The sequence below is a fragment of the Simiaoa sunii genome (genome assembly GCF_014337175.1).
GTDB classification, from domain to species: Bacteria; Bacillota; Clostridia; order Lachnospirales; family Lachnospiraceae; genus Acetatifactor; species Acetatifactor intestinalis.
The window spans coordinates 1,551,892-1,576,379 of sequence record NZ_CP060633.1 but is presented as its reverse complement, the minus strand read 5'-3'; the positions used below and the strand labels follow the sequence as shown (position 1 = coordinate 1,576,379).

Sequence of the window (24,488 nt, the reverse complement as noted above, 5' to 3'; positions counted from 1 at the left end):
TCTTTGTTAAAATAACAATAGCTAATTTACATACAGCAAAAAGGAACCATCACGCTTTTTGTGATGATTCCCTTTCCCGACAAAATTTCTGTCCTATGTTTATTCTTTTTCCAATTCCACCATTTCCTGATCCACACTTTCATCAGGTACTTTCTTCTCTGCCTCGTTCTTGAACTTGTCCACGGCTCTGGCCGCTATGGGGATAGCAATGTTGGTGCCTGCTCCGGCAATACAGCCTCCGGGACAGGCCATACCCTCGATCAGGCAGCCGTTCATCTTACCGGCCTTGGCAAGGAGCAGGGCTTTCTTACATTCTGCCAGGCTCTCCGCATGCTGAATGTTCACCGGTGTTCCCGGATAATACTGTTCGATACACTCCTTGATAGCATTGGCAACGCCGCCTGCCACGCCGTAACCTCTTCCGGCTGCGGTAGCATCCTTCATCTCATCCATGGCCTTGATCTCATCCAACAGGATTCCCTTAGCTTCGAACATACCGGTCAGTTCCTCAAAAGTGATAACAAAGTCTACATCGGAACGAACGGTACGTCTGCTGGCTTCCAGCTTTTTGGAAGCACAAGGGCCAATGAATACTACGGATGCATCCGGATGTTCCTGTTTGATCAGACGGGCCGTTGCAACCATAGGGGTTAATTCATTACTGATCTTATCAATGGTCTCAGGGAACAGATTCTTCGCCATCACAGACCAGGAAGGACAACAGGAGGTCAGGGCAAACTGCTGCTTACCGGTAGCAACCTCCTTCACGTAGTGCTCCGCTTCCGCCATACATCCCATGTCAGCGCCCAGCGCTGTCTCATAGACATCCGCAAACCCCAATTCCTTCAACGCTGTCTTGAACATCTCAGGTGTCACCTTCGGGCCGAACTGTCCGGCAAATGCAGGTGCTACCTGGGCTATGATCTTCCGGCCGGACTGCATGGCACGGATCAGCTGGAAGATCTGAGACTTGTCAGCAATCGCTCCAAAAGGACAGCTTACCATACACTGACCGCAGGATACACATTTCTCATTGTCGATCACGGCTCTTCCCAGATGGTCAGATGTAATAGCTCCAATACCGCAGGCAGCCTTACAGGGACGCTCTTTGTGACAGATCGCATCATAAGGGCAGATTTCACGACACTTTCCGCACTTGATGCATTTTTCCTGATCAATAACAGACTTGCCGTTTTTCATAGAGATCGCACCCTTGGGACAAACACTCTGGCAGGGATGTGCCAGGCACCCCATGCAGGAGCTGGTCACCTCATAACGGTTCTCCGGGCAGGCATTACAAGCCGACGGAATGACCTGCATCAGAGGGGGCTCGTAATATTTTTCATCAATATTACTCTCTTCCAGTCCCTGTGTCAGATGTCCGGGATGCTCACGGTTCTCCGGGCGTAAGCTCATACCCATGGCCAGACGGATGCGCTCACGGATGATTGCTCTGTCACGATAGACGCTCTCCCAGAACTCCGACTCTTCATAGTCTACGATCTTATAAGGCAGCGCCTCCATATCATCCTTCAGATTCGTGGAATTATACGCCAGATTAGCCACTTCCTTAAATACCCTTCTTCTCCGCTGTCTTACCGGAGTATCGATCCCTCTCATGCTGCTCATATCACATTACCGCCTTTTGATATTTTTTTAACACACTAACCATATTAAACCATACCGGCTCCGTAAAAGCAAGAAAAATATCTATAAAAAAATATCTATATTGTGCTCATTCAGCACAATATAGATATCTTTTTCATTAAATAGTACCAACCTGATATTGTCAATATTGGTTTACACTTTTTTCTCAAGGATGTTCGACCTATGCTGCCTCCTGTAATGAATCGTAGTATTGTTGACGCTTAATCATCGGAGGTAAGCCACCATTAGCAGAGCAGATTCTTCGGTTATTCCAATAGCTGATGAAATATCTCCAGATGAGTGTTTTTAACTGTTCTACTGTCATTGAAGTGGTATCATAACGTCCATAAAGTAATTCTTCTTTGAATCTTGCCCACATGCTTTCGCATCTGGCATTGTCGTGGCATCTGCCGCCAGCACTGTTCATGCTTTGGAGAATGCCATATTTGCTGATTGCTTTACGATATAACTCACTTGTGTACTGTGTTCCTCTGATACAGCATCAGGATATACTTCCAAAGTTGATGCTGTATCATAAAAGTAAGGGGCGGCAGCACTTTAGGCTGTCGCTCCTTGACTGCCTAACTGCAAAACCGGGCGGGGCTGTCAACGGCGGCTCTGCAAGAGCCGTTCATCTTGCCGTTGACTGGCTCGACTGGGTTTGCTATTCTTTAAGTGTTGTCTGTAAGTCGTTTGTAAAAATATCATCTCCGGCGCACAATCATTTTCTACCAAAGTAGCGGCATAAAAAATTTCATTGTCCTGCCTTTCAAAAATAAGAAGTTTCCATTTTTTTGACTGCAAATTCCGAGGCTGTCTCTTGTACAATTTCTAGTACATTGACATCTTCTGCTATATTTCCTTGACGGGGTTCCAGCTCATTGTTAGTTACCACTTCTGCCTTGCCAGCGTCCGATGCACCATAAGAGAAATTTACTATGGTAGCATTGCTGTATTTTTCAAAAGCTGCATAGTATTCTTCTTCTGTAATTACATCTGTTTCCTCTCCTTTTTTCATGGTATAAGCAGCATTTCCACTTTCGTCAAATTGCTCATAAATCCCCTCTGCCAGTCTGAGCGAACCGGATTTTTCAATTTCAAAACGCTGCATATCGTGACCGGAAGCAGCATAAATACCTGTTTCATCATAGGCGATAGGATATGCTGTTCCCATACTTTCTATTGTTCCTATGTTTTTAACTTCTTTATCTATCAAATAATATACATCACAATTAAGTGCTGCCTGATTTCCCAAACCGTCATTATATACTTGTGAGGTAACAAGTAAAACAGGTAAAGAAGAATTTGTATCAATAATTGCAAAAAGCTCATTATCTTCCAATCCTCCGACGGTTTCTCCATAAATAGCAGCGTTTTCACTACCTTTTTCTCCACATGCACATAAAGAAAAGATTAACACACATAAAGCCATATATGAAATAAACTTCTTTGCCTTATACATATTTTCAGTCTCCTTTTTTTCTTCTTTCAATGGTATAACTTATGAACAATATCACTCCGATTGCTGCCGCAATAATAGACGGTATCATTAACCGCATATAATCAATAGGGGCATTTTCGTATTGTCCTGTAACGATATATCGGTATAGCATATACTGGGTACTAAGTGTTGTGCTTTGTAGCGCAATTACATAGGCGAAATTTAATATGCTAACCATAATAAAAATCAGACCACTAATTAGCAACAGCGTCATTTTTCTGTTATGAAGATTTATTTTCATCAAATCTTCTAAAGTTATTTGCTCATCAGTTTTGTTTGCCACACCTGCTTCTCCTTCCTTTAGCAAATCATCTAATGACACATGAAAAATTCTGCTTATTTTAACGATACTTTCTAAATCAGGGGAAGTGCTATCTGACTCCCATTTGGAAATAGTCTGTCTGGATACGTTAAGTTTTTCTGCTAATTGTTCTTGTGTCATTCCCGAAAGTTTCCTTAATTGGTTGATTTTATTTCCAATTTCCATTTTGTGTCCTCCTTTAAGAGCAATTTTAAATAAAATAAACAATTTTTTCTATCAACATTGCTTTACATTTGCGCTCAAAATAATAACATTTATGAAATTGCTTGTTTTTCTGCACTTTAAGTGTTCATATAAAGGCATTTAAAACCTTATGTATGGACAATCACTTAAATATCTATTCAAAATAATTGTCTTAATAAATTGTTATTTAATGCCTTTTTATTTTTTAGGTCTTTTAGGCTGATGAAGAATTTTTTTTGCCTGTTCAATCATTTCTGCAGAAAGTGAACATTTATTGCAGAAATTGACAACAAATCTCCTCCTTGAATCACCTTCTAATTAATAGGACTCAATAATATCCCTTTGATTACCTAATGTTTTTTCTTCATAAAGGTATAATAATAGAAAAGTAAAATTGATCTTCATCATTTTGAATTACATATTCCCCATTATATTTTTCCACAATTCTTATAATGTTTTTTATTCCTACACCATGCTCATCCTGATTTATCATTTTAGTAGTAGCGATTTCATTATTATGATATATAATCATTTGATTACATGTATTTTTTACTGATAAAATTATCATCTGTTCTTCCATCATAAACTTGAACTTAATTACTTTTTTACCAATGCAATTTTCGCAGGCTTCAATTGCATTGTTTAACAGATTAGCCAAAATCACAACCAAATCTTCATCTTCCATTTTTATGTTAGATAAATCATTAACTTTAAAGACAAAGACTATATGCTTGTTAATAGCTTCTTCATATTTTGTATTTAAAATTGCATTTACTACTACTTGATTCGTGTTTATTGCATTTCGCTCTTTGAAAAAGCCCTTACTGATTTTACTAACATAATCTACTGCCCGATCATATTCTTTGTCTTTGAGCAACGCTTCTATACACAATATTTGATTTTTAAATTCGTGCGATTTTCTTTTTTGTATGTCAAAGTTTTCCGAAACAGATCGATACATCTGAATCTGATTTTTAACCTGCAATTCAAGCATTTCCTTTTCATGCAGCTTTGCATCCCGAATGACTATATCATTAATTAAATAATATACAAATACATTCATTACCACCATTCCAAACGAAATAGAATATAAAACATTTGCTTGCATTTCATTTTCAGTATATTGAAATTCCATTAGTAATGTAATTATTGTAATAATAGTAAATACAGGATAAAAAAGGAACTTTGTCCATTCGGCGTCTGTCAGTACTTCTGTTGACTTTTTGCCAAATTGTTTTTTTATTAGTATGATGCAAAGAAAAGAAATAACTTTACTAAAAATAATAATTAAATTCCCCTCAAGTGCATATTCTTGAGTTACTATTCCCTCTCTGGATACGATTGCACTATTTCCTGCATAAACTAAATAATCCACTAACATCAATAATCCTTGATATAATATTGCAAACACCGCAGACTTTACTAAGCTTATTTCAAAATAGAATCGCATGATAATAGCAGTTGACATTATTGCACATAGTTGCTTAAGGACAATCCATTTTGATAATGTAAACCCGCATATATAATAAATTGCAATCAACAAAACTAATAATATTGTTCTTTTATACTTTCTATTTTCCCCAGAGCTATCGCAAAAACTTTCAAAAAATATTTTGCAGCAAATAACTTCAAATGCAATTATTGCTAAACTAAAAAAATATGTAAACATAAATTACACTTCTCCTTTATATGCAATAAATGCACTTTTAACATCCTTATACCTTGCTCTTGGTACAACAAGTTTCTGATTGTTATTCAGTATTACACTATAGCCTGTAATACTCTTTATATGTTTTAGATTTACCAGAAAACTCTGATGAATCCTTATAAATTTATATTCCATCATTTCCCTTTCCATATCATTTAATGTTGCATACAATGTATATATCAAAACCTTATCTTCCATAATATGAAACTCAAGTTTATGCAATCTGCTTTCTATATATAGTATCCTATCAACCTGTACATTTTTTTCACATTCGTTAAATTTAAAATACTTTTTTAATACAATGTAATTCATTTTATGTAAAATTGTGTCCATACACTCATATATAGACTCATCAAAATTAATAGTATTTTTCAATAAATATCTTGTCGCATCTACTTTATAACCTTCTAATGAATAATTTACGTAAGCAGTTACAAATACAATATATATATCCATACTATACTCTCTAATTTTGTGTGCAGTCATAATTCCATCTATCTCATCCATATTAATGTCGAGAAAAATAATATTATAGCCAAGTAAATCTGTCCCCAAGCCAAGTAATTCTTTCCCCGAATTAAACATATCAATTTCGGATGAAATATCCTTTTCGGATAAATATTTTAATACATATTTTTTAATATTTTCTCTAAACAACTTTTCATCATCACATATTGCTATTCGTAACATAATTTCCCCTTTCCCTTACTTTTTTACTATATGGGTGTCAATATCGTCTGTTTTTCGTTTATGCTGCAATAATTATTTTGAAAACAAATAAGAAATTCTTTAGAATAAGACTGTCTATACTTTCCAATTATTTGATATAAGTCAGAATAGCAAGCTTGATATATCATTTTGGCACTCTGTAATGTCATATTAGTACGACTGAAATTCAAAATCAATAGCTTGGAAGAACTCAAATATTTATCACAGGAAGTTGAAAATTACATTATATTAATTTTTGATAATAAAATGAAGGCTGAAAACCATAGATATGTTTTCAGTCTTCATTATTATCTGCTTATATTCATTTTTGAATAATCCACTGATCGTTTGCGGGATCATACAAAAAAATAGTCTTTCCATCCATCGTTATTGCATAGTTATTAATCAGTCTGCTTCCAACCTCCTCAACATTTTCTTTATATCTTACTTCGAATCTATACACTTCATTATTATCAATTTCACCAACAACCGGATCGGTTGGTTCAAGACTATACTCTTCTTCCCATTGATTAGCACTTTTCAAGTACTCTTGCAAAATTCTTTCGGCGTCCATCATAGAGGTCGTTGGCAAATCATTTTTCCCACACTTTATGCATATACTAAAAATAACTATTACAATAATTCCAATGCTGATCAGTAAATATTTTTTAGACATTTTTGTCTCCTGTCATTATTACTAACTATAACGGAAAATTCGATAACATTTTTCCATTATAAATTTCTAAAAATAGAACATTGGCTGAATGAGTGCTTTCATTACTGGCACATGTGTATGGCGTATACTTATAAATATCAATTTCATCAATATTTCCCTCTTCATCATAAGAAATATTTTGTATAGTATCGTCATTATCAGCAATAGAAATTAATTGTCTTGTATGCTCCGCAGAATATCCCTCTGCATAAATAAACTCTGCAACACATCCGCCTACTCATGACTTTTTGCAAAACACTTTAATATTTATATATCTCTTTATCTAAATAGTAATATTTTTTTTCATTACAAACAATATCTTTTGCAGAAAGTAACTGTTTTTTGCAGAAAATGATCAACTATATCCGTTCAAGTCTCAGTTTCGTCCAGAATAAAATAGGCATGTATCAATTCTACGGTTCTCCAAAGGAGATTTGCCTGTAAAATAAAAACAGGACCCTCCGTATTTTACGGAAGATCCTGTCTGTAGGATCCTGTATTTATTTGCTCATAACGACTCTCTTGAAGTTCTTCTTACCTCTGCGGACGATCAGACCCTCTCCGTCAAACTGCTCGGGAGCGTAAGCGGTCTTCACATCTGTAACCTTCTCATCCGCTACGACAACACCGCCCTGTTCTACGGCACGTCTTGCTTCACTGCGGGATGCGGACAGTCCGGATTTCACCAGAACACCGAGAATATCAATCTTACCATCGGTAAAGTCTGCCTCTGTCAGCTCACTGGTAGGCATTTCTGCGGCGTTGCCGCCGGTAAACAGTGCTCTTGCACTCTCCTGTGCCTTTTTAGCCTCTTCCTCGCCATGTACCAGATTGGTCAATTCGTATGCCAGAATTTCCTTCGCCTGATTTAACTGGCTTCCTTCCCATTTGTCCATCTCATCGATCTGCTCCAGAGGCAGGAAGGTCAGCATGCGCAGGCACTTCAGGACATCAGCGTCCGATACATTTCTCCAGTACTGGTAGAACTCGAAAGGTGTAGTCTTGTTGGGATCCAGCCATACGGCACCCTTCTGGGTCTTACCCATCTTCTTACCCTCGGAATTTAACAGCAGGGTGATGGTCATGGCATAAGCATCCTTACCCAGCTTTCTGCGGATCAGCTCGGTGCCTCCTAACATGTTGCTCCACTGATCATCACCACCAAACTGCATGTTACAGCCGTATTTCTGGTATAAGGTCAGGAAGTCAAAGCTCTGCATGATCATGTAGTTGAACTCTAAGAAGCTTAAGCCCTTCTCCATTCTCTGCTTGTAGCACTCTGCGGTCAGCATACGGTTAACGCTGAAGTGTGCTCCCACATCTCTTAACAGTTCCACATAATTCAGATTCAGCAGCCAGTCCGCATTATTGACCATCAGTGCCTTACCATCACTGAAATCAATAAAACGGCTCATCTGCTTCTTGAAGCAGTCTACGTTATGCTGAATGGTCTCCTTGGTCATCATGGTACGCATATCGCTTCTGCCGGAGGGATCACCGATCATTGCAGTTCCTCCACCGATCAGAGCGATGGGCTTGTTGCCTGCCATCTGCATTCTCTTCATTAGGCACAGGGCCATGAAATGTCCCACGTGAAGACTGTCTGCAGTAGGATCAAAACCGATGTAGAAGGTAGCCTTTCCATTATTGATCAGTTCCTTGATCTCCTCTTCATCTGTCAGCTGTGCCAATAGTCCTCTTGCTTTTAATTCATCAAATACTGTCATTTTCTCTTCTCCTTTTTGTGCTCTTTTTACCCTGTATGCCTTTTTTACATTTTAGGGGATTCGGCTCAAAAGGCACTAAAAAAGCCCGCCCCTTTTTTCAAAAGGACGAGCTTGATCACTCGTGTTACCACCTAATGTTCCCGCCAGACTCACATCTGACAGCTCAGTAAGTATCTATCAATACTTCGGCCGATATCGGTGCCTGCCGTCCTGATCTACTCGTTCGGGATCCTCTGATAAAAATCATCTGATCCTTCTCTTTCCACCGGCTGCTCCGGGATGTATTCCTGCTCTGCTTCTGTGCGCCTCTCACCTGCCGGCTACTCTCTGTCAGAAGTGGAGGAACAGTACTTCTTCCCTTCATCGCATTCTTCTTATCCTATGTTTGCGCTAAACATGAGCTTATTATAGCCAGTTTGCGTTTTTCTGTCAACACCAAAAATACGATTTATTCTTCCGGCCAGGGCAGGTGGGATACTTCCAGCTTCTTGTCACGAAGCATCAGTTCTTTTACGGCCTGATCTGCGGGCTTACCGTCAAAGAGCACTTCATTTACCTGCTCGATAATAGGCAGCTGAACGTCATATTTTTTTGACAGTTCCATGGCCGCTTTAGCGGAATACACACCCTCTACCACCATCTGTACTTCCTTCATGGCTTCCTCGTAGGACTTGCCCTGCCCGATCAGGATACCGGCACGACGGTTACGGGAATGCATGCTGGCGCAGGTCACGATCAGATCTCCGATACCGGTCAGACCACAGAAGGTCTCGAAATTACCACCCATGGCAGTACCAAGCCTGGCGATCTCGGTAATGCCTCTGGTGATCAGAGCTGCCTTCGTATTATCTCCGTAGCCCAGTCCGTCGGCAATACCGGCAGCCAGCGCTACTACGTTTTTCAGGGCACCGCCCAGTTCAATGCCCAATACATCCGGGCTGGTATAGACACGGAACACCTCGTTCATGAACAGATTCTGCACATATTCCGCACAGCTTTTACTCTTAGAACCCGCTACGATCGTCGTGGGGATACCACGGCTGACTTCCTCCGCATGTGTCGGTCCGGACAGTACCGCTACCTGTGCCTGGGGGATCTCATCTTCGATGATCTGTGCCTGGGTCATCAGGGTATGCTCTTCGATTCCCTTGGAGACACTGACGATTCTCTGTCCCTTCGCCACCAGCGGGCTGATGCGGTGTGCCGTGCTTCTGGTGTAGGAGCTTGCGACTGCCATAACTAACAGATCCTTACCCTCGATCGCAGATTTATCATCCGTAGTAAAGATCATATCCTCAGGGAGCTTTACTCCCGGCAGCATCTTGTGCTCATGCTTCTCCTGAAGCATCTGAATCTCTGCGGGAACTGCAGACCATACCGTCACTTCATGTCCGTTCTTATGTAATACCACTGACAGGCCGATGCCCCAGCTTCCGCCACCCAATATACATACTTTTGCCATAGCTTATTTATCCTCCCCGGATATTTCCGTCTGCTCTTCTGCAGCCTTTTTCTTGAACAGATAGGTCTTCCTCTCGTTCCCGTGGATCAGGCGGACAATATTCTGTCTGTGCTTCCAATATGCCATAACCGTAAGAAATGCAGTAATTGCATACATTTCATACAGCTGTGACTGTGGCATGGCGCCGAACAGTCCCATCTGTCCGCAGACTACCATCTGGATCATAAATCCGGCATATACCAGCAGTGATCCCAGCGACACATAATGTGTGGTCAGAAATGCGCCGAAAAACAGTACCACCCCCATCACGATAAAATAGGGGTGGAAAGACAGGATCAGTCCTGCAGTGGCAGCAATACCCTTTCCGCCCTTAAATCCCATATAAAACGGAAAATTGTGTCCGATGATGACTCCTGCGCCGGTATACAGGCACAGCAGATAAATATTCTCCGGATGTCCGGTACTGAATAAGGCTCTGGTGATGCATACGGCGATGATACATTTTAAACAGTCTCCCGCAAACACGATCAGTCCCGCCTTCGTTCCCAGTACTCTTAAGGCATTGGTAGTACCGGCATTGCCGCTTCCATACTTCCGGATATCGATTCCCTTTGTCTTGCCATAAAAATATGCAGTCTGAAACAGTCCAAACACATAGCCAATGAGTAAACAGATAACACGTTCCATTATTGATCTTTTTCCTTTCGTTCTCTGATGATAAACCTGAGGGGCGTCCCCTTGAAACCAAAGGTCTCCCGGATCTGATTCTCAATATATCTGGTATAGGAGAAATGCATCAGCTCCTTATCATTTACGAAAATAACAAAAGTAGGGGGTTTTACCGCTACCTGGGTAATGTAGTACAGACGAAGTCTCTTACCCTTATCGGAAGGGGGCTGCTGCATGGCTACAGCCTCTGCCATAATCTCATTCAGTACGCCGGTTGCCACACGCATGGCATGGTTCTCGCTGACGATATCGATGGTCTCGAACAGCTTGGGCAGTCTCTGACCCGTCTTCGCAGAGACGAACAGAAGCTCCGCATACGGCATGAAGGACAAAGTATTGCGCACCTTTTCCGTAAATTTGTAAATAGTCTTGTCGTCTTTTTCGATAGCATCCCACTTATTCACAACGATGATCGTAGCCTTGCCTCTCTCATGGGCAATTCCCGCGATCTTCGCATCCTGCTCCGTAACGCCTTCTTCCGCATCGATCATCAGTACCACGACCTCCGCACGCTCCACGGCACTGACAGTACGGACGATCATGTAACGCTCCAGTTCTTCCTTGATCTTATTCTTACGTCGAAGTCCCGCAGTATCAATGAAGACGTATTCCTTGCCGTTATAAGTGATCTCGGTGTCCACCGCGTCTCTGGTAGTACCTGCGATATCGGATACGATCAGTCGATTCTCACCCAGCAGCTTATTGATCAGGGAAGACTTCCCTACGTTAGGTTTACCGACGATAGCCACACGGGTGCGGTCATCCTCTTCTTCCTCCGCCTGCTCCTTATCAAAATATTCCGTGACAGCTTCTAACATGTCACCGATTCCCAAGCGATTCACCGCAGAGATCGGATGGGGATCACCGATACCCAGATTGTAGAATTCGTAAACATCCGCCATATACTTCTGGAAACTGTCTACTTTGTTGACTACCAGTACCACCGGCTTGTGGGAACGGCGCAGCATGTCCGCCACCTTAGAATCAGCGTCCACCAGTCCCTGCTTTACATCCACCAGGAAAATGATCACATCCGCCGTCTCCATGGCGATCTCCGCCTGCTCTCTCATCTGGGACAGGATCACATCCTTGCTGTCCGGCTCGATACCGCCGGTGTCAATCAGGGTAAATGTCATATCCAGCCAATGGATATCCGCATAAATACGGTCTCTGGTAATGCCGGGCGTATCTTTTACAATCGATATATTTTCGCCAGCCAATGCATTGAACAGGGTGGATTTACCTACATTCGGGCGTCCCACCACCGCAACGATGGGCTTGGATTTTCTCTTTGCCATAATTTCCTCCATTTCTGCTCCTGCTTCTTATTCCTGCCCGGAATCACTGATTCCAAGCAACGCATCCACAAGATCATATCCGCTTGATTTTACAATATTCACGGGCACTTGTAAAGACTTTTCCAGTTCCGGCACCGTTACATCATCCAGGAACAGATCCGCTCCACTACGCAGTACATTTCTGGGCAGATATAAGGTATCTCCCAGTTTTTTTCCCTTTAACTGTTTTTCAATATCCCCGCCGGTCAAAAGTCCGGACACAGTGATCATCTCTCCGAAAAATTCATTTACGATCTCATATACATGAATCTGCAGTCCCGGATATTCCTGCATCACCTCTTCTGACATTCTCTTTAAATAAGGAAAAGCAAGCTTTCCCGTTGCCAGGGAGATTTCTCTGGTGCCTTCCCATGGAAGACCTGCACCTGACTGTTTTTCTGTAATTCTCCTCTCAAGTCCGTCATGGAATTCATCTAATAGCAGTCGTATCATACCTACACCGTTTTCCAGCTGGAGATAACCATCATAGCGTTCCTCTTCAGGCACTTCTCTTCCCGCCAGAATATACCACTCATCACTGGCCTGGATAAAATGTGTTCCATACTTTTCCATACAGATCTTCTGATATTTCTCGATCAGATCTATGACTTCTCCTGCATCCTGCGCGTTAAAAGGTTCTAACGGATACAGCCCGTCACGGTATTTAGACAGCCCTACCGGCACCACAGAGACACTTTCCACATTCGGAAGGTACTCCATCAGCTTCTGAATACTGAATTCCAGCTCTTTCCCATCATTTACCCCTTTGCAGAGTACGATCTGTCCGTTCATCCGGATTCCGGCTTCATTCAGGATATCCACCTTTTTCAGTGCCTCCCCGGCGAAACGGTTATTCAGCATCTTACAGCGCAGATCCGGGTTCATGGTCTGGAAGGAAATATTGATGGGCGACAGATGATATCTGCAGATTCTGTCGATATCATGGTCTGACATATTTGTCAGTGTCACATAATTTCCTTGCAAAAAAGACAGACGGGAATCGTCATCCTTAAAATACAGGGTATCCCGCATGCCCTTCGGCATCTGATCAATAAAGCAGAAAATGCATTTGTTATGACAATGCCTGTATTCATCCATTAGACCGTTCTCAAATTCGATTCCAAGGTCCTCATCGAATTCCTTATCGATCTCTAATAGCCACTGCTCTCCATCCGGCTTCTCCACCAGCATTTCAATATACGTATCCTGGGTGAGAAACTGATAATCAAAAATATCCTCGATTTCCGTGTTATCTATGGCAAGTACTTTATCTCCGGGAGTGATCTCCAGTTCCTCTGCAATACTGCCCGGTTTTATTGTTTTTACAATATGTTCTTTTTTCTTCATTTCATTCACCTGACTAACTTTCTTCTATCCCATTGTACAAGAAATTCCTTGACGTGTCACTAGCATAATGATATAAAATAATTGTCGCTTTGACATATTTCTACAATATTATAATAACTATGATGCCAGGGGCAAAAGGTCTAAGCCCACATGAGCTTGCTCATGAGTGGGTGAAAGACCTTATGACCCGCCCCGATATGAACATAAAAGTGGGATGATAATCCCACGATATGCGAATAGCGAGTAGGATTGTGAGAGTGCGTAGCACGAAACAATCCGTAGGCATCAAAGTCGGGGGTTTTTGCCCCCGACATCATAACTATCTCGTCCAGGAGGGACATCATGCCTAATTTACACGAACTGGAAAATGCCATGCCTGTGGCTCCTTTGAAGATCATTGCTCTGCCTTCCGCAGAGAAAATGGGACGTCGCATCAACGACTACATGGTAGAATTCCGCAAAAGTATCCACAATGACAAAGTGAAAAACGATCCTGCCTTTCACGGCTATATCGAGAGCAATTATCTGGTAGACGTGGATGTACCCCGCTTCGGCAGCGGTGAAGCAAAGGCGCAGATCGGTGAAACTATCCGTGGCAAGGATCTGTTTATTTTAACGGATGTATGCAATCATAGTATTACTTACAACATGAACGGCTATACCAACCATATGTCTCCCGATGATCATTACCAGGATCTGAAGCGTGTCATTGCCGCATGCAACGGAAAAGCAAGACGTATCAATGTGATCATGCCTTTCCTCTACGAGGGCAGACAACATCGCCGCAGCGGCCGGGAATCCCTAGACTGTGCCTATGCACTGGAAGAATTAAGAGATATGGGAATCGATAACTTTATTACCTTTGATGCCCACGATCCCCGGGTTCAGAATTCCACACCTCTGAACGGCTTTGATAACTTTACTACCCCTTATCAGTTCATTAAATCACTGTTAAATTCCGAGGATGATCTGATCGTGGACAAAGAACATCTGTTAGTCATCAGCCCGGACGAGGGAGCTCTGGACCGTGCCATCTATTTTGCCAGCGTCCTCGGTGTAGATACGGGTATGTTCTATAAGAGACGTGACTACTCCACCATTGTCAATGGCAAAAATCCTATTGTGGCTCATGAATTCTTAGGTGACAACATTGACGGCAAAGATATCATTATCATCGACGATATGATCTCTTCGGGAGGAAGCATGCTGGATACCGCCAGACAGTTAAAAGCCATGAATGCACGAAGAGTTTATATCTGTTGTACTTTCGGTCTGTTCACCGATGGGCTGAAGAACTTCGATGCTGCTTATGAGCATGGGGACTTCGATAAGGTCATTACTACAAATCTCACTTATCTGCCCCCCGAAATCTACACCAGACCTTATTTCGTAGAAGCCGATATGAGCAAATTTATTGCTTCCCTGATCGACTTTATGAACCATGACGCTTCTTTGTCTAACGTCATGGCCACTACCGACAAGATTCATGGTATTGTAGAGGCATACAACAGCCGAAAAGATATGAATGAATTTCATTTTTAACCAGCAAACATAAAAACGCAGAAGCCTGTAATGGCTCCTGCGTTTTTATTATGCTTCTTCTATAGTTTCAACCGGAACCGCTGTCTCCTCCTGCGACGGTCTCTCGTACTCAGGGAAATCCAGAATGATTTTAAACAGATCTCCGTCCAGCTGAATCTGAAATTCACCATGCTGGGCCTGGGTAAGATTTTTTGCAATGTACAGTCCCAGTCCGCTTCCTTCCGTTGTTCTGGAGGCATCTCCACGGATAAAACGTTCCGAAAGCTCTTCTCCCTTCAGATTCATCGGTCTGTCGGAAATATTTTTCAGGGAAGCGGTTACTCTCCCACCTTCAACCTTCATCTCCAGATAAACTCTAGTTCCTTCCAATGCGTATTTGCAGATATTTTGGAATAAATTTTCTATAATTCTCCACATTCTGCGGCTGTCAGCATATATCATCCCCGCTACATCACTTCCGTCAAATATGATCTGCAGCTTTTTCTCTTCCAGCCGATCCGAGAATTCTCCTACTGCCTGATTCAGCAATTCTGTAAGATTCAACGGTTCCAGGTTCAGTACGATATTGCCGGAAGATATTTTAGAAGCCTCCACCAGATCATCTGTAAGCTGCTTCAGTCTCTGAGACTTACTATCAAGCACCGCAATATAACTCTTGGCCGGTTCCTCTGTAATTTTTAGTCTCTTCAACAGATCCACATAGTTGATAATGGAAGTCAGAGGTGTCTTGATGTCATGGGAGACATTGGTTATCAGATCCGATTTCATCTGTTCATCCTTCATGCTGGTACTTACCGCCTTGCGGATACCTTCTCCGATATTATTTACAGCATCCGCCATCTCGCGGTTATCTCCGTGAAGCGCCTCCACATCCAGTTTGTAATCCACTTCTCCGTCACGGATCCTGCGGATTCCCTCCACAATATCAATCTGTTCCGCCTTCTGCTTGAATTTGAGCACTCCCACAATGCCATCCAGAATAACGGCCGCAAATGCAGGAAGAAGCCACCATACTCCCTTGCCGCGAAGCAGATACGCCGCTAATATTCCAGCAAGATTTGCCAACAGAAACAGATTATACGGAATCAGGGAACTGACCGCAGAGTTCCTGTGGGATGACACAAAATGTACCGCCTTGCCAAAGCTGCTGACCAGCCAGTGCAGAAAACTGTCACTCCACATATTATGAGATTTGATTCTGCGGATCAGACTATACCAGAATACGTTGATTCCGGCACTAACCGAGAACCCGTACACTGCGAACACACCATAGGCCGCCAGACGGGTAATTTCCCGACCCTGTATTTCCGAATGACTCAGATATACCTTATTGGCCGTATCCATCAGATAACCGTATCCCACTTTTCCGGCATAAACACATGCCAGCAAAACCAATACCATGCATTCGATCCAGACATGATCGATTCCGTTCAGATACAATACCGGTTCGTCTTCCTCGTCAAAAGCCACTCCTGCTGTCACCGTCAGATAAATACCGATCAACAGCCATAACACCACCAGCAGAATGCCCCCGCCGATCAAATACCAGATATTCGGAACAATTCTCTGGAACACTACATTGGCATTGTAAAATGCATCTCCCTGTACCGGATAGTTCGTATCCACTGCGATCCATATATGTGTCATATCCGGATGCGCATAATCATAATCCTTGAGATACTGGTAGATCTGTCTCTCCGTCATTCCGGTATTGCCGGTAAATTCCAGACTGTCCGGATAGTAAATAAGATACCTTCTGTATTCGGAGAAGTAATCCGTCATCTCGTTATCGGAACTGTCCGCAATCTCCGAGACATTTGTATAAGTCCTCGTAATGCCATCCTTTGACATCAGGCGCACCGCATACTTCAGGTTGCTCGCATTCTCCTGATACAGATCATTACAGTTCTGATACTGTTCGTAATTTGCGGACAATGTATGGATTGCCAGTGCCAGATTATTTTGTAAAGCAGTGTACTCCACCCAGTTATTGGCACAGGCGGTCAGTTGTTTTTCCCCATCCACCGTGGCATATCTGCATACGAGCATAGGAAAATAGACCGTCAATGTTCCGTCATCTTCCCTGGACACTCTGATATCCGTGACACTCTCTTTGACGATATACGTAAATGCCAGATCTTCCAGCCGTTCTGTCCGCTGGCTCTCCGGAATTGCTTCGATTGCCTGTGTTACCGCCTGCTGCTGTTCTTCTGTCTGTGTGCCTTCCACAGAGAATACCAGCTGCCCGTCTGCGTCCAGTCTGAAATTAGAATTCTGATTCACCGATCCAAAGTAATTCACAAAATCCGACATGCTCATAATACGATCCGTATATTCCACGCCGTATTTTCCCCATTTGATCAGATCCTCCAATTCGTACACCGCAGTCACCGGGCAGTCTGCACCGCCGGTTTTACCGGAGACAAATTCCGTAATGTCAATATATTTGTAGGGATCAAACGAACCATTTGTTTCCATCTGTCCCTTAATCACCATAAGCTGTATAATGTCCGATACTGAGCTTTGAAACAGATCATGGAAAATCACAGAGTCCTCAAATTCAGTCTCCGCATCCAATGGTGATAATTCATATACTTTGGTTCCGTCTGCCGTATCCACTGCCAGGTAAGAATTAAACAGGATCGCAGCAATGGCAACCATCAGCAACAATGCGGCCGTCTGCTGTACCAATCCCAGTGCCAGCCGCTTTAACGTTGGTTTTCTCATGCCTGCTCCTTATCAATCTTGTAACCGACTCCCCATACTACTTTTAAGTATCTTGGTTCCTTGGGGTTGATTTCTATTTTCTCGCGAATGTGCCGGATATGCACCGCAACGGTATTGTCTGCCCCTATGGCATCCTCGTTCCATATGCTCTCATAGATCTGATTAATGGAAAATACGCGCCCCTGATTCTTCATCAGAAGCAATAAAATATTGTACTCGATGGGTGTCATCTTGACCGGTTCGTCATCCACCGTTACCTGTTTGGTGTCGTCATTCAACACCAGTCCTCCCACCTGATAGATTGCCTTATTCTCTCCGGTGAGACTTCCCAGGGAAGTATATCTGCGCAGGTTCGATTTCACCCTGGCCACGAGTTCTAACGGATTAAACGGCTTGCAGATATAATCATCCGCCCCGATGTTCAGACCCAGAATCTTATCCGTATCTTCGGATTTCGCCGACAGAATGATAATGGGAATACTGCTGTACTCACGAATCTTCAGTGTTGCACGTATGCCATCCAGCTTCGGCATCATAATATCCATGATCAGCAGATGAATTTCTTCCTTATCCAAAATCTGTATCGCCTGCTCTCCATCATATGCTTTATATATTTTGTAACCATCCTGACTCAGATAGATTTCAATCGCATCCACGATCTCTTTGTCATCATCACACACTAAAATGTTTGCCATACTTCCCTCATTTCTGCGTCTGCACGCTACTCCCACCTAAAATGTTATTAACTATTATTTTTCAGCATTAAAAAAGCTGCAAGATTCCCTCTTTGTCCGTGACTTGCACGGTGTGAAAAAAGGTACTCCGGGTTATGGCAGGTACATACATCCGTTACAGCAATATGTTCCGGAAGTACCCCTGCATTTAATAAAATGCTCCGATTGGCCTGCCACAGATCCAATTGATATTTTCCGGGTGTCTTTCCCTTTTGCAGAACTTTTTCCGGAAAATGTCCCCGAAATTGTTCTGCTACGTCTTCACCGATCTCATAACAGTCAGCACAGATGGATGGACCGATTGCCGTCACCAGCTCCTCCGGTCTGCTATGAAAATGCTCCTGCATATACAGTACCATACAGGCAGCCATTCCCGCAACCGTTCCTCTCCATCCGGAATGTGCCAGACCTATTGCTCTGTGTACCGGATCTACAAAATACAGAGGGACACAATCCGCATAATAAGTCACCAGTGCAATCCCCGGAACATCCGTTACCAGTCCGTCAATATCCTCATAAGAGGAAGCTCTGCCGATTCCATTGCCGCAATCTTTCTCCGTTACCGCGTGTATATTGGTAGTATGGGTCTGTCTGGATGCCACCATATGCTCCGGGTCCGTGCCGAGTACTTCCCCGATCCGTCTGTAATTCTCCATAACATTCAAAGGATCATCCCCTCTGGAAAAGCTGAGATTCATGGTCGCATAAATTCCGCTACTTACACCACCTGTTCTGGTGGTAAACAAATGTTTCACCGCTCCGGTCTCTTCCAGCTTCGGGAACACCAGATACTCCAGTTCTCCTGCCTGTCTCTGTTGTATGCTGTTTTTATCGCCGTGCTTACTTCTGATCAGTTGATACATATCTCTAACCTCTTGTGCGATAATAATGTGGAAAAGCATTAGGGATCCACTGAATCTTCTCTCCCTGAATTGCCACCACATCATAGCGCACCCATGTATTATCGTTATAGTTATGCAGGCAACGGTAATAATCCGCTACACTGCATATTTTTCGCTGTTTTGATATTGTCACAGCTTCTGCCGCATTTCCTTTGGCGGTTCCGGATCGATATTTCACTTCGACAAATACAAGATATTTTCCGTCTCTGCCTACAATATCAATTTCTCCGTTTCTCCCCCTGCGGAAATTTCGATCCAGGATGATCATTCCTTTTTTTTGCAGATATTCTGCTGCCATCTGCTCATAAGCATTCCCCGTCTGCCTGTTATTCAATTCTTATGTTTTCCCCCATCTGCTACATTCTCTTTTACCATACGATGATCTACCGCATCTACAAATACCAGAATTTCCGCTACCACTTCATAGAGTTCCGGTGGGATCATCTCTCCGATATCCAGCCTGGACAAAGTATCTGCCAGCTTGTCATCCCGATGGATCGGCACGCTGCTCTCCCGGGCCTTTTCGATAATCTTATCTGCCAGAATTCCTTTTCCGCTGGCTACCACCCGCGGCGCCTCATCGGAAGGATCATATTCCAGGGCGATCGCCTGTTTTACTTTCTTTTTCTCGTCATCCATTCATTCTGTTCCCTCTCCGGTTTTGCTTACCCTATCCATTCACTGCGCTACGTCCTTACGTCAAATGCATATTGTGCCACGGGAACACTGCCTCCCGCCTTAAGAACGGGGGCCATTGCCTGTGCTGTCTGCTGAAGTTCTGTTCGCAGAGTAGTCTCACAATTGCAAACATATCCCCGCTGTTTTAGTCTCTGTGTCAGTACCTCCATATTGGCTTCCAGGTAATCCAGAATCGTATCATTCTGAACATAGAATTTCGTGCTGACTTTGGTATCCTGTAACGCCACATAGACATCCAACGGGCCCAAATGTTCCATATCCAGATGAAGCAGTGCGCTGACCCGTCCGTCTTTCCCTGCGAGGTTTTTCTTATTTGTATATACAAACAGTTCTCCTGTCTTATGTTCCCCCTGCCGCAAATGAAGAGGGAGCTGGATATAGGCATACGTCTGGTTGATCTGCTGTAAAAAATCCACATTCCGGCTTAAATTTGTCACCGCCTGAAAAGCGTTGGAACTGCTTTGCCCGTTTTCTTCCAGAAGACCCGCCAGACTCTTTAACTGTTTCCCAAGTTTCTGATAAAGTTCTTCCACCTTCTCCGAAGATTCCACATCCTCCGGTCGGATACTCCATGCATCCTGCAACAATTCGCCCGGCAATCCCGCTATTTTGAAATTCTGTAAAACACTGCGCAGTAAAGCAGTGTCCTTGGTCGCCAATCCCTGTTTTAACAGCTTCAACACCACTTCTGCGGCATCTTCCGGTTTCGTTCCGTCCACGATCATTTTCTGTGTAGGAAGCATAGTTTTTGACGCTTCCGGCGTTCCATCCGTAACAGCAGTATCCGTATGCGCTATTGCCTCCTTTGTCTGTGACATGGTCTCCCCCGGCTGCAATACCGTCTCTGTCTGCTCCGAATCGGGGAATTGTACGGTTGCCCGCTGTGCTTCCGGATTCTCTTCTCCGGGAATCAACAACTCCAGAATATGACTGTAGATCGTAGCTGCCTGTTCTATCTCACCGTTTGTTGTCAGTCCCTGCAATGTACTATTCAGGCTCTCCGCCACAGCTGTGATTCCCTCCGTCAGCTGATATGTCAGATTACGATAAGATGCCATCTGCGTCAGATTTTCCTCCGTAACCGGAAGTTCCAGCCGGTGCAGGTTCACGATATCTTCGATTGCCGCTTCCGGAAAAACATTGCTCTCATGCCAGATCTGCTGCAAAGTATTTTTATCAATAGGGAAACCTGCATCCATCAACTGTTTCGTCATGGCTACTGTACTCTCATTGGTCGGCAGCGATGCCATTTCCAATGCTTTCAGCACGGTTCCCTCCGTTGCCATATTTGTAAATAGCGGACTTAAGCTCAGTACCTGTCCGTTATTTTTGACCTGAAATGTAATATTCTGTCCTAAATCCAGACGAATATCCGCATCCACCCTGGCATCGATCAGAACATCCTGAAGCAGACGGATCTGCGCATTATTCCCTTCTCTGGAGACTACCTCCCCTCGAATCGTCTGTCCCGGAACCAGTGTCCGGATCTGCCGACTCACCTGTTCCGCATTTTGGGTATCCGTCGTCTGCACTTTGCTGTTATCCGTGATTTTGTCCTGCGAAAACCATCCTGTCAGTTTCATCGTATGTTCTGCTCTCCCCTGAGATTTTCTTCTAAAATCCGAAGTTTTTGATAAAACTGTGTCTGTGAATCGGTGTGGGGCCATATTGCTTCAAAGCGGCAATATGCGCTGCACTGCCATACCCCTTATTGGAAGCAAAGTCGTACTCCGGGAACACATCCGCATACTGTTCCATCAGCCGGTCTCTGGTCACCTTTGCCACAATACTGGCTGCCCCGATGGAAATACTTTTGGCATCTCCCTTAATGATCGGTACCTGCCGGATACTCACTCCGGGAATTGTAACCGCATCATTTAAAAGCAGATCCGGTGCCGGTGACAATTTACCGATAGCTTCCCTCATTGCCTCATAAGTAGCTTGTAAAATATTGATCTCATCGATTCTCTCCGGAGATGCGTACCCTACCGCCCAGGCTACTGCTTCCTTTGTGATTACATCATACAGTTCTTCTCTCTTTTTTTCGGATAATTGCTTGGAATCATTAATATAGAGAATATTGCAGTCCTTAGGTAAAATGACAGCACCCGCTACCACAGGTCCCGCAAGCGGTCCTCTGCCCACTTCGTCAATACCGCAGATATAAGTGTATCCTGCATATTCCTTCTCATATTTTTTCAGATTCTCTATTCTCTGTTTTTCCTTTTCCAATGCGTCCAGTTTTTTCTGTGCTGATGCAACCAGTTTCTGTACGCCGTTCCTGGGATCCTCTTGATATGCTGCTATAAAATCAGGCAGCTTCTCTAACTCCGCTGCCTGTAATATTTCTTTGATCTTCGCTGCACTTTCCATCTTTTTCTCCGATCATCTGTTAAATTCACTGATGCTTCAACACTCCGAAATCAGAAAGCGGCCAGATTCTCAGCCATGCTTTTCCGATAATATCTTCCCGTTTGATATTCCCTACGATATCCGTCCGGCTGTCACTGGAATTATTCCTGTTATCTCCCATGACAAAATACTCGTCCTCTCCAAGTACGATCGGTTCCGCGGCCCGCCCGATCGTCTCCGGCTGAATCACTTCTCTTCCGTAGGACTCCTCCATTTTCTCGCCGTTGATGTAAATGCTGCCATCCTCCATGATCTGTACCGTCTCTCCGGGTAATCCGATGATACGTTTAATATAATATGTATTTGCCTGATACTGAAACGGAAATACAATAATATCAAAACGCTCCGGATCACGAAAACGATAACTCAGCTTATCCACAATCAGGTTATCCCCATTGTGAAGGTTATTCTCCATAGAGGCTCCCTCCACTTCGGTACGCTGTCCCACGAAGGTGATCACAAGCCACACCGCTCCCAGAACGCAGAGCAGGTAAATGGCAGTGTTCAAAAATTCTTTCATTACTTTATTCATTGTCTGAATCTATCCTCTCCAGTGTCATTCTTCCCAGCTTGCCGCTGCGGAAATCATCGATCAGAAGTCCGGATGCCTTTACCAGGTCCAGCTGTTCTCCCTTTGAATAACATTTGCGGCTCTCTGCCACCGCTTCCAGTATTTCTATGGGTTTACCCACAGGATCTGCTGCGTAGCGCTCCTGCAGTGCTTTCGGATACAGCTCTTTGATGGCTCCGATAAGATCACATGCCAGCTCATCAGGGATCAGGATCTCATCATTCATGGATCCGATAAACGCCAGCCGCATTCCCACCTGCTGGTCCTCAAACTTCGGCCACAGGATACCGGGAGTATCCAAAAGTTCCAGTCCCTTGTTCAGCCGGATCCACTGTTTTCCTTTTGTCACGCCTGGCTTATTACCGGTCTTTGCACAGGCTTTGCCTGCAAAAGAATTAATAAAAGTGGATTTTCCTACATTGGGAATTCCTACGACCATTGCACGGACCGGACGATTTACAATTCCACGCTTCCTGTCACGCTCGATTTTTTCCTTACAGACTTCCTGTACCAGTCCCTGAATGGATTTGATTCCCATTCCGGTACGGGAATTGATCTCCAACACTCCCATTCCCTTTGCGGCAAAATATTCCACCCATTTTTTATTCCAGACAGGATCCGCCAGATCGGATTTGTTCAATAAAATGATCCTGGACTTTCCCTTTCCCAGTTCATCAATGTCTGGATTTCTGCTGCTGATGGGAATTCTGGCATCTACCAGTTCAATGACCAAATCGATAAGTTTTATATTTTCCTGCATCATACGACGTGCTTTGGTCATATGGCCGGGATACCATTGATAATTCATTCGTTTCCTCTTTCCTTTATTCCTGCATTCCTTTATTTGATAAATCCCATACCTTCTGTAGAAGATTTTAGGTGGAACCATGCCTTGCCCACAATATCATCCTCATCCACCGGACCGATATTGGCTGATCTGCTGTCTTCACTGTTATTCGGATTATCTCCGATGCAGAAATATTCTCTGCTTCCAAGAATCAGCTCATTCTCAGCAATACCGGCATCCAGTACCCTCTCTGTAACCCAGATACTCTGCTGACCGTTCACATACAGTGTTCCGTCTGCGATCCGTACTTTATCCCCCGGTCCTGCCACGACTCTCTTAATATAATAATGGGAATTCTCATTGCCATTGGGCAGAAATGCCACAACATCTCCTGCCTTGGGGGACGACAGGATATAGGTAAAACGGTCAATGTAGATCTGCTGTCCGTTCTCCAATGTCGGTTCCATGGACATACCCACCACTCTTGCCGACCTGCCGAGGAAGATCACTATAACTCCGGCGAGAAACACAGACAACGCAATGCTGAAGATCCAGCTGAATATCTCCCGCAAAAGTGCCTGACTGATCTTTTTCTTTTTTTTGTAAAAACTTAATCCTTTATTTCTCAATCTTATGCCCTATCTTACTATCCAAGTTTACAAGTCACAGTGTACCATATCCGGGGTGTTTTTTCAAATATAAAAGGCAGCTGTCCGAAAACAGCTGCC

The 24,488-nt window shown here is 43.5% G+C and carries 22 protein-coding genes, 1 pseudogene and 1 other annotated feature; of the genes and pseudogenes, 1 reads left to right on the top strand and 22 read right to left on the bottom strand.

Going from position 1 to position 24,488, the window contains the following annotated elements:
• Positions 1-99: 99 nt before the first annotated feature.
• The 12 genes and pseudogenes from H9Q77_RS07320 to H9Q77_RS07265 all read right to left on the bottom strand — a co-directional run bounded on the left by H9Q77_RS07320 (position 100) and on the right by H9Q77_RS07265 (position 13,386).
• Positions 100-1,620: a 4Fe-4S dicluster domain-containing protein gene (locus tag H9Q77_RS07320; protein ID WP_249327143.1), complete on the bottom strand. Its 1,521-nt coding sequence runs from the start codon at positions 1,618-1,620 to the stop codon at positions 100-102.
• A gap of 208 nt (positions 1,621-1,828) precedes the next feature.
• Positions 1,829-2,140: pseudogene (locus tag H9Q77_RS16835) on the bottom strand (integrase core domain-containing protein); the annotation flags it as partial.
• A 276-nt stretch (positions 2,141-2,416) separates the two neighbouring features.
• Positions 2,417-3,109 (bottom strand): LptM family lipoprotein, encoded by a 693-nt coding sequence (locus tag H9Q77_RS07310; protein ID WP_178708366.1) that lies wholly within the window; start codon positions 3,107-3,109, stop codon positions 2,417-2,419.
• 4 nt (positions 3,110-3,113) lie between these two features.
• Positions 3,114-3,635, bottom strand: a complete 522-nt coding sequence (locus tag H9Q77_RS07305; protein WP_022154496.1) for a helix-turn-helix domain-containing protein — start codon at positions 3,633-3,635, stop codon at positions 3,114-3,116.
• Positions 3,636-4,017: 382 nt separating this feature from the next.
• A complete protein-coding gene (locus H9Q77_RS07300) occupies positions 4,018-5,322 on the bottom strand; it encodes a sensor histidine kinase (RefSeq protein ID WP_249327011.1) in 1,305 nt (434 codons plus the stop codon).
• A 3-nt stretch (positions 5,323-5,325) separates the two neighbouring features.
• On the bottom strand, positions 5,326-6,051 hold the full coding sequence (locus H9Q77_RS07295; protein WP_117466466.1) for a LytR/AlgR family response regulator transcription factor: 726 nt from the start codon (positions 6,049-6,051) through the stop codon (positions 5,326-5,328).
• A gap of 340 nt (positions 6,052-6,391) precedes the next feature.
• On the bottom strand, positions 6,392-6,745 hold the full coding sequence (locus tag H9Q77_RS07290; RefSeq protein WP_022153338.1) for a hypothetical protein: 354 nt from the start codon (positions 6,743-6,745) through the stop codon (positions 6,392-6,394).
• Between the two features lie 539 nt (positions 6,746-7,284).
• On the bottom strand, positions 7,285-8,511 hold the full coding sequence (gene tyrS, locus H9Q77_RS07285) for a tyrosine--tRNA ligase (RefSeq protein ID WP_249327010.1): 1,227 nt from the start codon (positions 8,509-8,511) through the stop codon (positions 7,285-7,287).
• Between the two features lie 98 nt (positions 8,512-8,609).
• Positions 8,610-8,884: a binding site (T-box leader), on the bottom strand.
• 75 nt (positions 8,885-8,959) lie between these two features.
• Positions 8,960-9,973, bottom strand: coding sequence for an NAD(P)H-dependent glycerol-3-phosphate dehydrogenase (locus H9Q77_RS07280; protein ID WP_118693566.1), 1,014 nt, complete (start codon positions 9,971-9,973; stop codon positions 8,960-8,962).
• 3 nt (positions 9,974-9,976) lie between these two features.
• Positions 9,977-10,660, bottom strand: a complete 684-nt coding sequence (gene plsY, locus H9Q77_RS07275; RefSeq protein ID WP_249327009.1) for a glycerol-3-phosphate 1-O-acyltransferase PlsY — start codon at positions 10,658-10,660, stop codon at positions 9,977-9,979.
• Complete coding sequence (gene der / locus H9Q77_RS07270) at positions 10,660-12,000, bottom strand: ribosome biogenesis GTPase Der (RefSeq protein ID WP_118547893.1); 1,341 nt, start codon at positions 11,998-12,000, stop codon at positions 10,660-10,662. The genes plsY and der overlap by 1 nt, the downstream gene beginning before the upstream one ends.
• A 27-nt stretch (positions 12,001-12,027) precedes the next feature.
• On the bottom strand, positions 12,028-13,386 hold the full coding sequence (locus H9Q77_RS07265; protein ID WP_118693579.1) for a DUF512 domain-containing protein: 1,359 nt from the start codon (positions 13,384-13,386) through the stop codon (positions 12,028-12,030).
• A gap of 342 nt (positions 13,387-13,728) precedes the next feature.
• Between H9Q77_RS07265 and H9Q77_RS07260 the strand changes: the two genes are divergently transcribed.
• The gene (locus H9Q77_RS07260; protein ID WP_118693563.1) at positions 13,729-14,928 is read left to right on the top strand and encodes a ribose-phosphate pyrophosphokinase; all 1,200 of its coding nucleotides are present in this window, start codon (positions 13,729-13,731) and stop codon (positions 14,926-14,928) included.
• Positions 14,929-14,976: 48 nt separating this feature from the next.
• On the opposite strand, the gene H9Q77_RS07255 is transcribed toward H9Q77_RS07260, so the two are convergent.
• Genes H9Q77_RS07255 through lepB (H9Q77_RS07210) form a run of 10 tightly spaced genes read right to left on the bottom strand, consistent with a single transcriptional unit; the run spans position 14,977 to position 24,389 of the window.
• Positions 14,977-17,655, bottom strand: coding sequence for a sensor histidine kinase (locus H9Q77_RS07255; protein WP_249327008.1), 2,679 nt, complete (start codon positions 17,653-17,655; stop codon positions 14,977-14,979).
• Positions 17,652-18,350 (bottom strand): response regulator transcription factor, encoded by a 699-nt coding sequence (locus tag H9Q77_RS07250; protein WP_022153346.1) that lies wholly within the window; start codon positions 18,348-18,350, stop codon positions 17,652-17,654. Before H9Q77_RS07250 ends, H9Q77_RS07255 begins: the two co-directional genes overlap by 4 nt.
• A 47-nt stretch (positions 18,351-18,397) precedes the next feature.
• Positions 18,398-19,252: a peptidoglycan editing factor PgeF gene (pgeF, locus tag H9Q77_RS07245; protein ID WP_249327007.1), complete on the bottom strand. Its 855-nt coding sequence runs from the start codon at positions 19,250-19,252 to the stop codon at positions 18,398-18,400.
• Between the two features lie 4 nt (positions 19,253-19,256).
• Positions 19,257-19,625, bottom strand: a complete 369-nt coding sequence (locus H9Q77_RS07240) for a YraN family protein (RefSeq protein WP_022153348.1) — start codon at positions 19,623-19,625, stop codon at positions 19,257-19,259.
• Positions 19,622-19,930: an EscU/YscU/HrcU family type III secretion system export apparatus switch protein gene (locus H9Q77_RS07235; protein ID WP_022153349.1), complete on the bottom strand. Its 309-nt coding sequence runs from the start codon at positions 19,928-19,930 to the stop codon at positions 19,622-19,624. The genes H9Q77_RS07240 and H9Q77_RS07235 overlap by 4 nt, the downstream gene beginning before the upstream one ends.
• A gap of 47 nt (positions 19,931-19,977) precedes the next feature.
• Positions 19,978-21,573 carry a flagellar hook-length control protein FliK gene (gene fliK / locus H9Q77_RS07230; RefSeq protein ID WP_249327006.1) on the bottom strand — a complete coding sequence of 532 codons (1,596 nt, stop codon included), beginning with the start codon at positions 21,571-21,573 and terminating at the stop codon, positions 19,978-19,980.
• Between the two features lie 31 nt (positions 21,574-21,604).
• Positions 21,605-22,363, bottom strand: a complete 759-nt coding sequence (locus H9Q77_RS07225) for a ribonuclease HII (RefSeq protein WP_118550764.1) — start codon at positions 22,361-22,363, stop codon at positions 21,605-21,607.
• 25 nt (positions 22,364-22,388) lie between these two features.
• Positions 22,389-22,934, bottom strand: a complete 546-nt coding sequence (gene lepB, locus H9Q77_RS07220) for a signal peptidase I (protein WP_249327005.1) — start codon at positions 22,932-22,934, stop codon at positions 22,389-22,391.
• Complete coding sequence (gene ylqF / locus H9Q77_RS07215) at positions 22,927-23,781, bottom strand: ribosome biogenesis GTPase YlqF (protein WP_118547877.1); 855 nt, start codon at positions 23,779-23,781, stop codon at positions 22,927-22,929. Before ylqF ends, lepB (H9Q77_RS07220) begins: the two co-directional genes overlap by 8 nt.
• A gap of 32 nt (positions 23,782-23,813) precedes the next feature.
• Positions 23,814-24,389, bottom strand: a complete 576-nt coding sequence (gene lepB / locus H9Q77_RS07210; protein ID WP_330596093.1) for a signal peptidase I — start codon at positions 24,387-24,389, stop codon at positions 23,814-23,816.
• Positions 24,390-24,488 lie beyond the last annotated feature (99 nt).

What these genes read in the sequence shown, in the direction of transcription:
- H9Q77_RS07320 (WP_249327143.1), bottom strand. Translation starts at nt 1,620, where the DNA reads ATGAGAGGGATCGATACTCCGGTAAGACAGCGGAGAAGAAGGGTATTT.
- H9Q77_RS07310 (WP_178708366.1), bottom strand. Translation starts at nt 3,109, where the DNA reads ATGTATAAGGCAAAGAAGTTTATTTCATATATGGCTTTATGTGTGTTA.
- H9Q77_RS07305 (WP_022154496.1), bottom strand. Translation starts at nt 3,635, where the DNA reads ATGGAAATTGGAAATAAAATCAACCAATTAAGGAAACTTTCGGGAATG.
- H9Q77_RS07300 (WP_249327011.1), bottom strand. Translation starts at nt 5,322, where the DNA reads ATGTTTACATATTTTTTTAGTTTAGCAATAATTGCATTTGAAGTTATT.
- H9Q77_RS07295 (WP_117466466.1), bottom strand. Translation starts at nt 6,051, where the DNA reads ATGTTACGAATAGCAATATGTGATGATGAAAAGTTGTTTAGAGAAAAT.
- H9Q77_RS07290 (WP_022153338.1), bottom strand. Translation starts at nt 6,745, where the DNA reads ATGTCTAAAAAATATTTACTGATCAGCATTGGAATTATTGTAATAGTT.
- tyrS (WP_249327010.1), bottom strand. Translation starts at nt 8,511, where the DNA reads ATGACAGTATTTGATGAATTAAAAGCAAGAGGACTATTGGCACAGCTG.
- H9Q77_RS07280 (WP_118693566.1), bottom strand. Translation starts at nt 9,973, where the DNA reads ATGGCAAAAGTATGTATATTGGGTGGCGGAAGCTGGGGCATCGGCCTG.
- plsY (WP_249327009.1), bottom strand. Translation starts at nt 10,660, where the DNA reads ATGGAACGTGTTATCTGTTTACTCATTGGCTATGTGTTTGGACTGTTT.
- der (WP_118547893.1), bottom strand. Translation starts at nt 12,000, where the DNA reads ATGGCAAAGAGAAAATCCAAGCCCATCGTTGCGGTGGTGGGACGCCCG.
- H9Q77_RS07265 (WP_118693579.1), bottom strand. Translation starts at nt 13,386, where the DNA reads ATGAAGAAAAAAGAACATATTGTAAAAACAATAAAACCGGGCAGTATT.
- H9Q77_RS07260 (WP_118693563.1), top strand. Translation starts at nt 13,729, where the DNA reads ATGCCTAATTTACACGAACTGGAAAATGCCATGCCTGTGGCTCCTTTG.
- H9Q77_RS07255 (WP_249327008.1), bottom strand. Translation starts at nt 17,655, where the DNA reads ATGAGAAAACCAACGTTAAAGCGGCTGGCACTGGGATTGGTACAGCAG.
- H9Q77_RS07250 (WP_022153346.1), bottom strand. Translation starts at nt 18,350, where the DNA reads ATGGCAAACATTTTAGTGTGTGATGATGACAAAGAGATCGTGGATGCG.
- pgeF (WP_249327007.1), bottom strand. Translation starts at nt 19,252, where the DNA reads ATGTATCAACTGATCAGAAGTAAGCACGGCGATAAAAACAGCATACAA.
- H9Q77_RS07235 (WP_022153349.1), bottom strand. Translation starts at nt 19,930, where the DNA reads ATGGATGACGAGAAAAAGAAAGTAAAACAGGCGATCGCCCTGGAATAT.
- fliK (WP_249327006.1), bottom strand. Translation starts at nt 21,573, where the DNA reads ATGAAACTGACAGGATGGTTTTCGCAGGACAAAATCACGGATAACAGC.
- H9Q77_RS07225 (WP_118550764.1), bottom strand. Translation starts at nt 22,363, where the DNA reads ATGGAAAGTGCAGCGAAGATCAAAGAAATATTACAGGCAGCGGAGTTA.
- lepB (WP_249327005.1), bottom strand. Translation starts at nt 22,934, where the DNA reads ATGAATAAAGTAATGAAAGAATTTTTGAACACTGCCATTTACCTGCTC.
- ylqF (WP_118547877.1), bottom strand. Translation starts at nt 23,781, where the DNA reads ATGAATTATCAATGGTATCCCGGCCATATGACCAAAGCACGTCGTATG.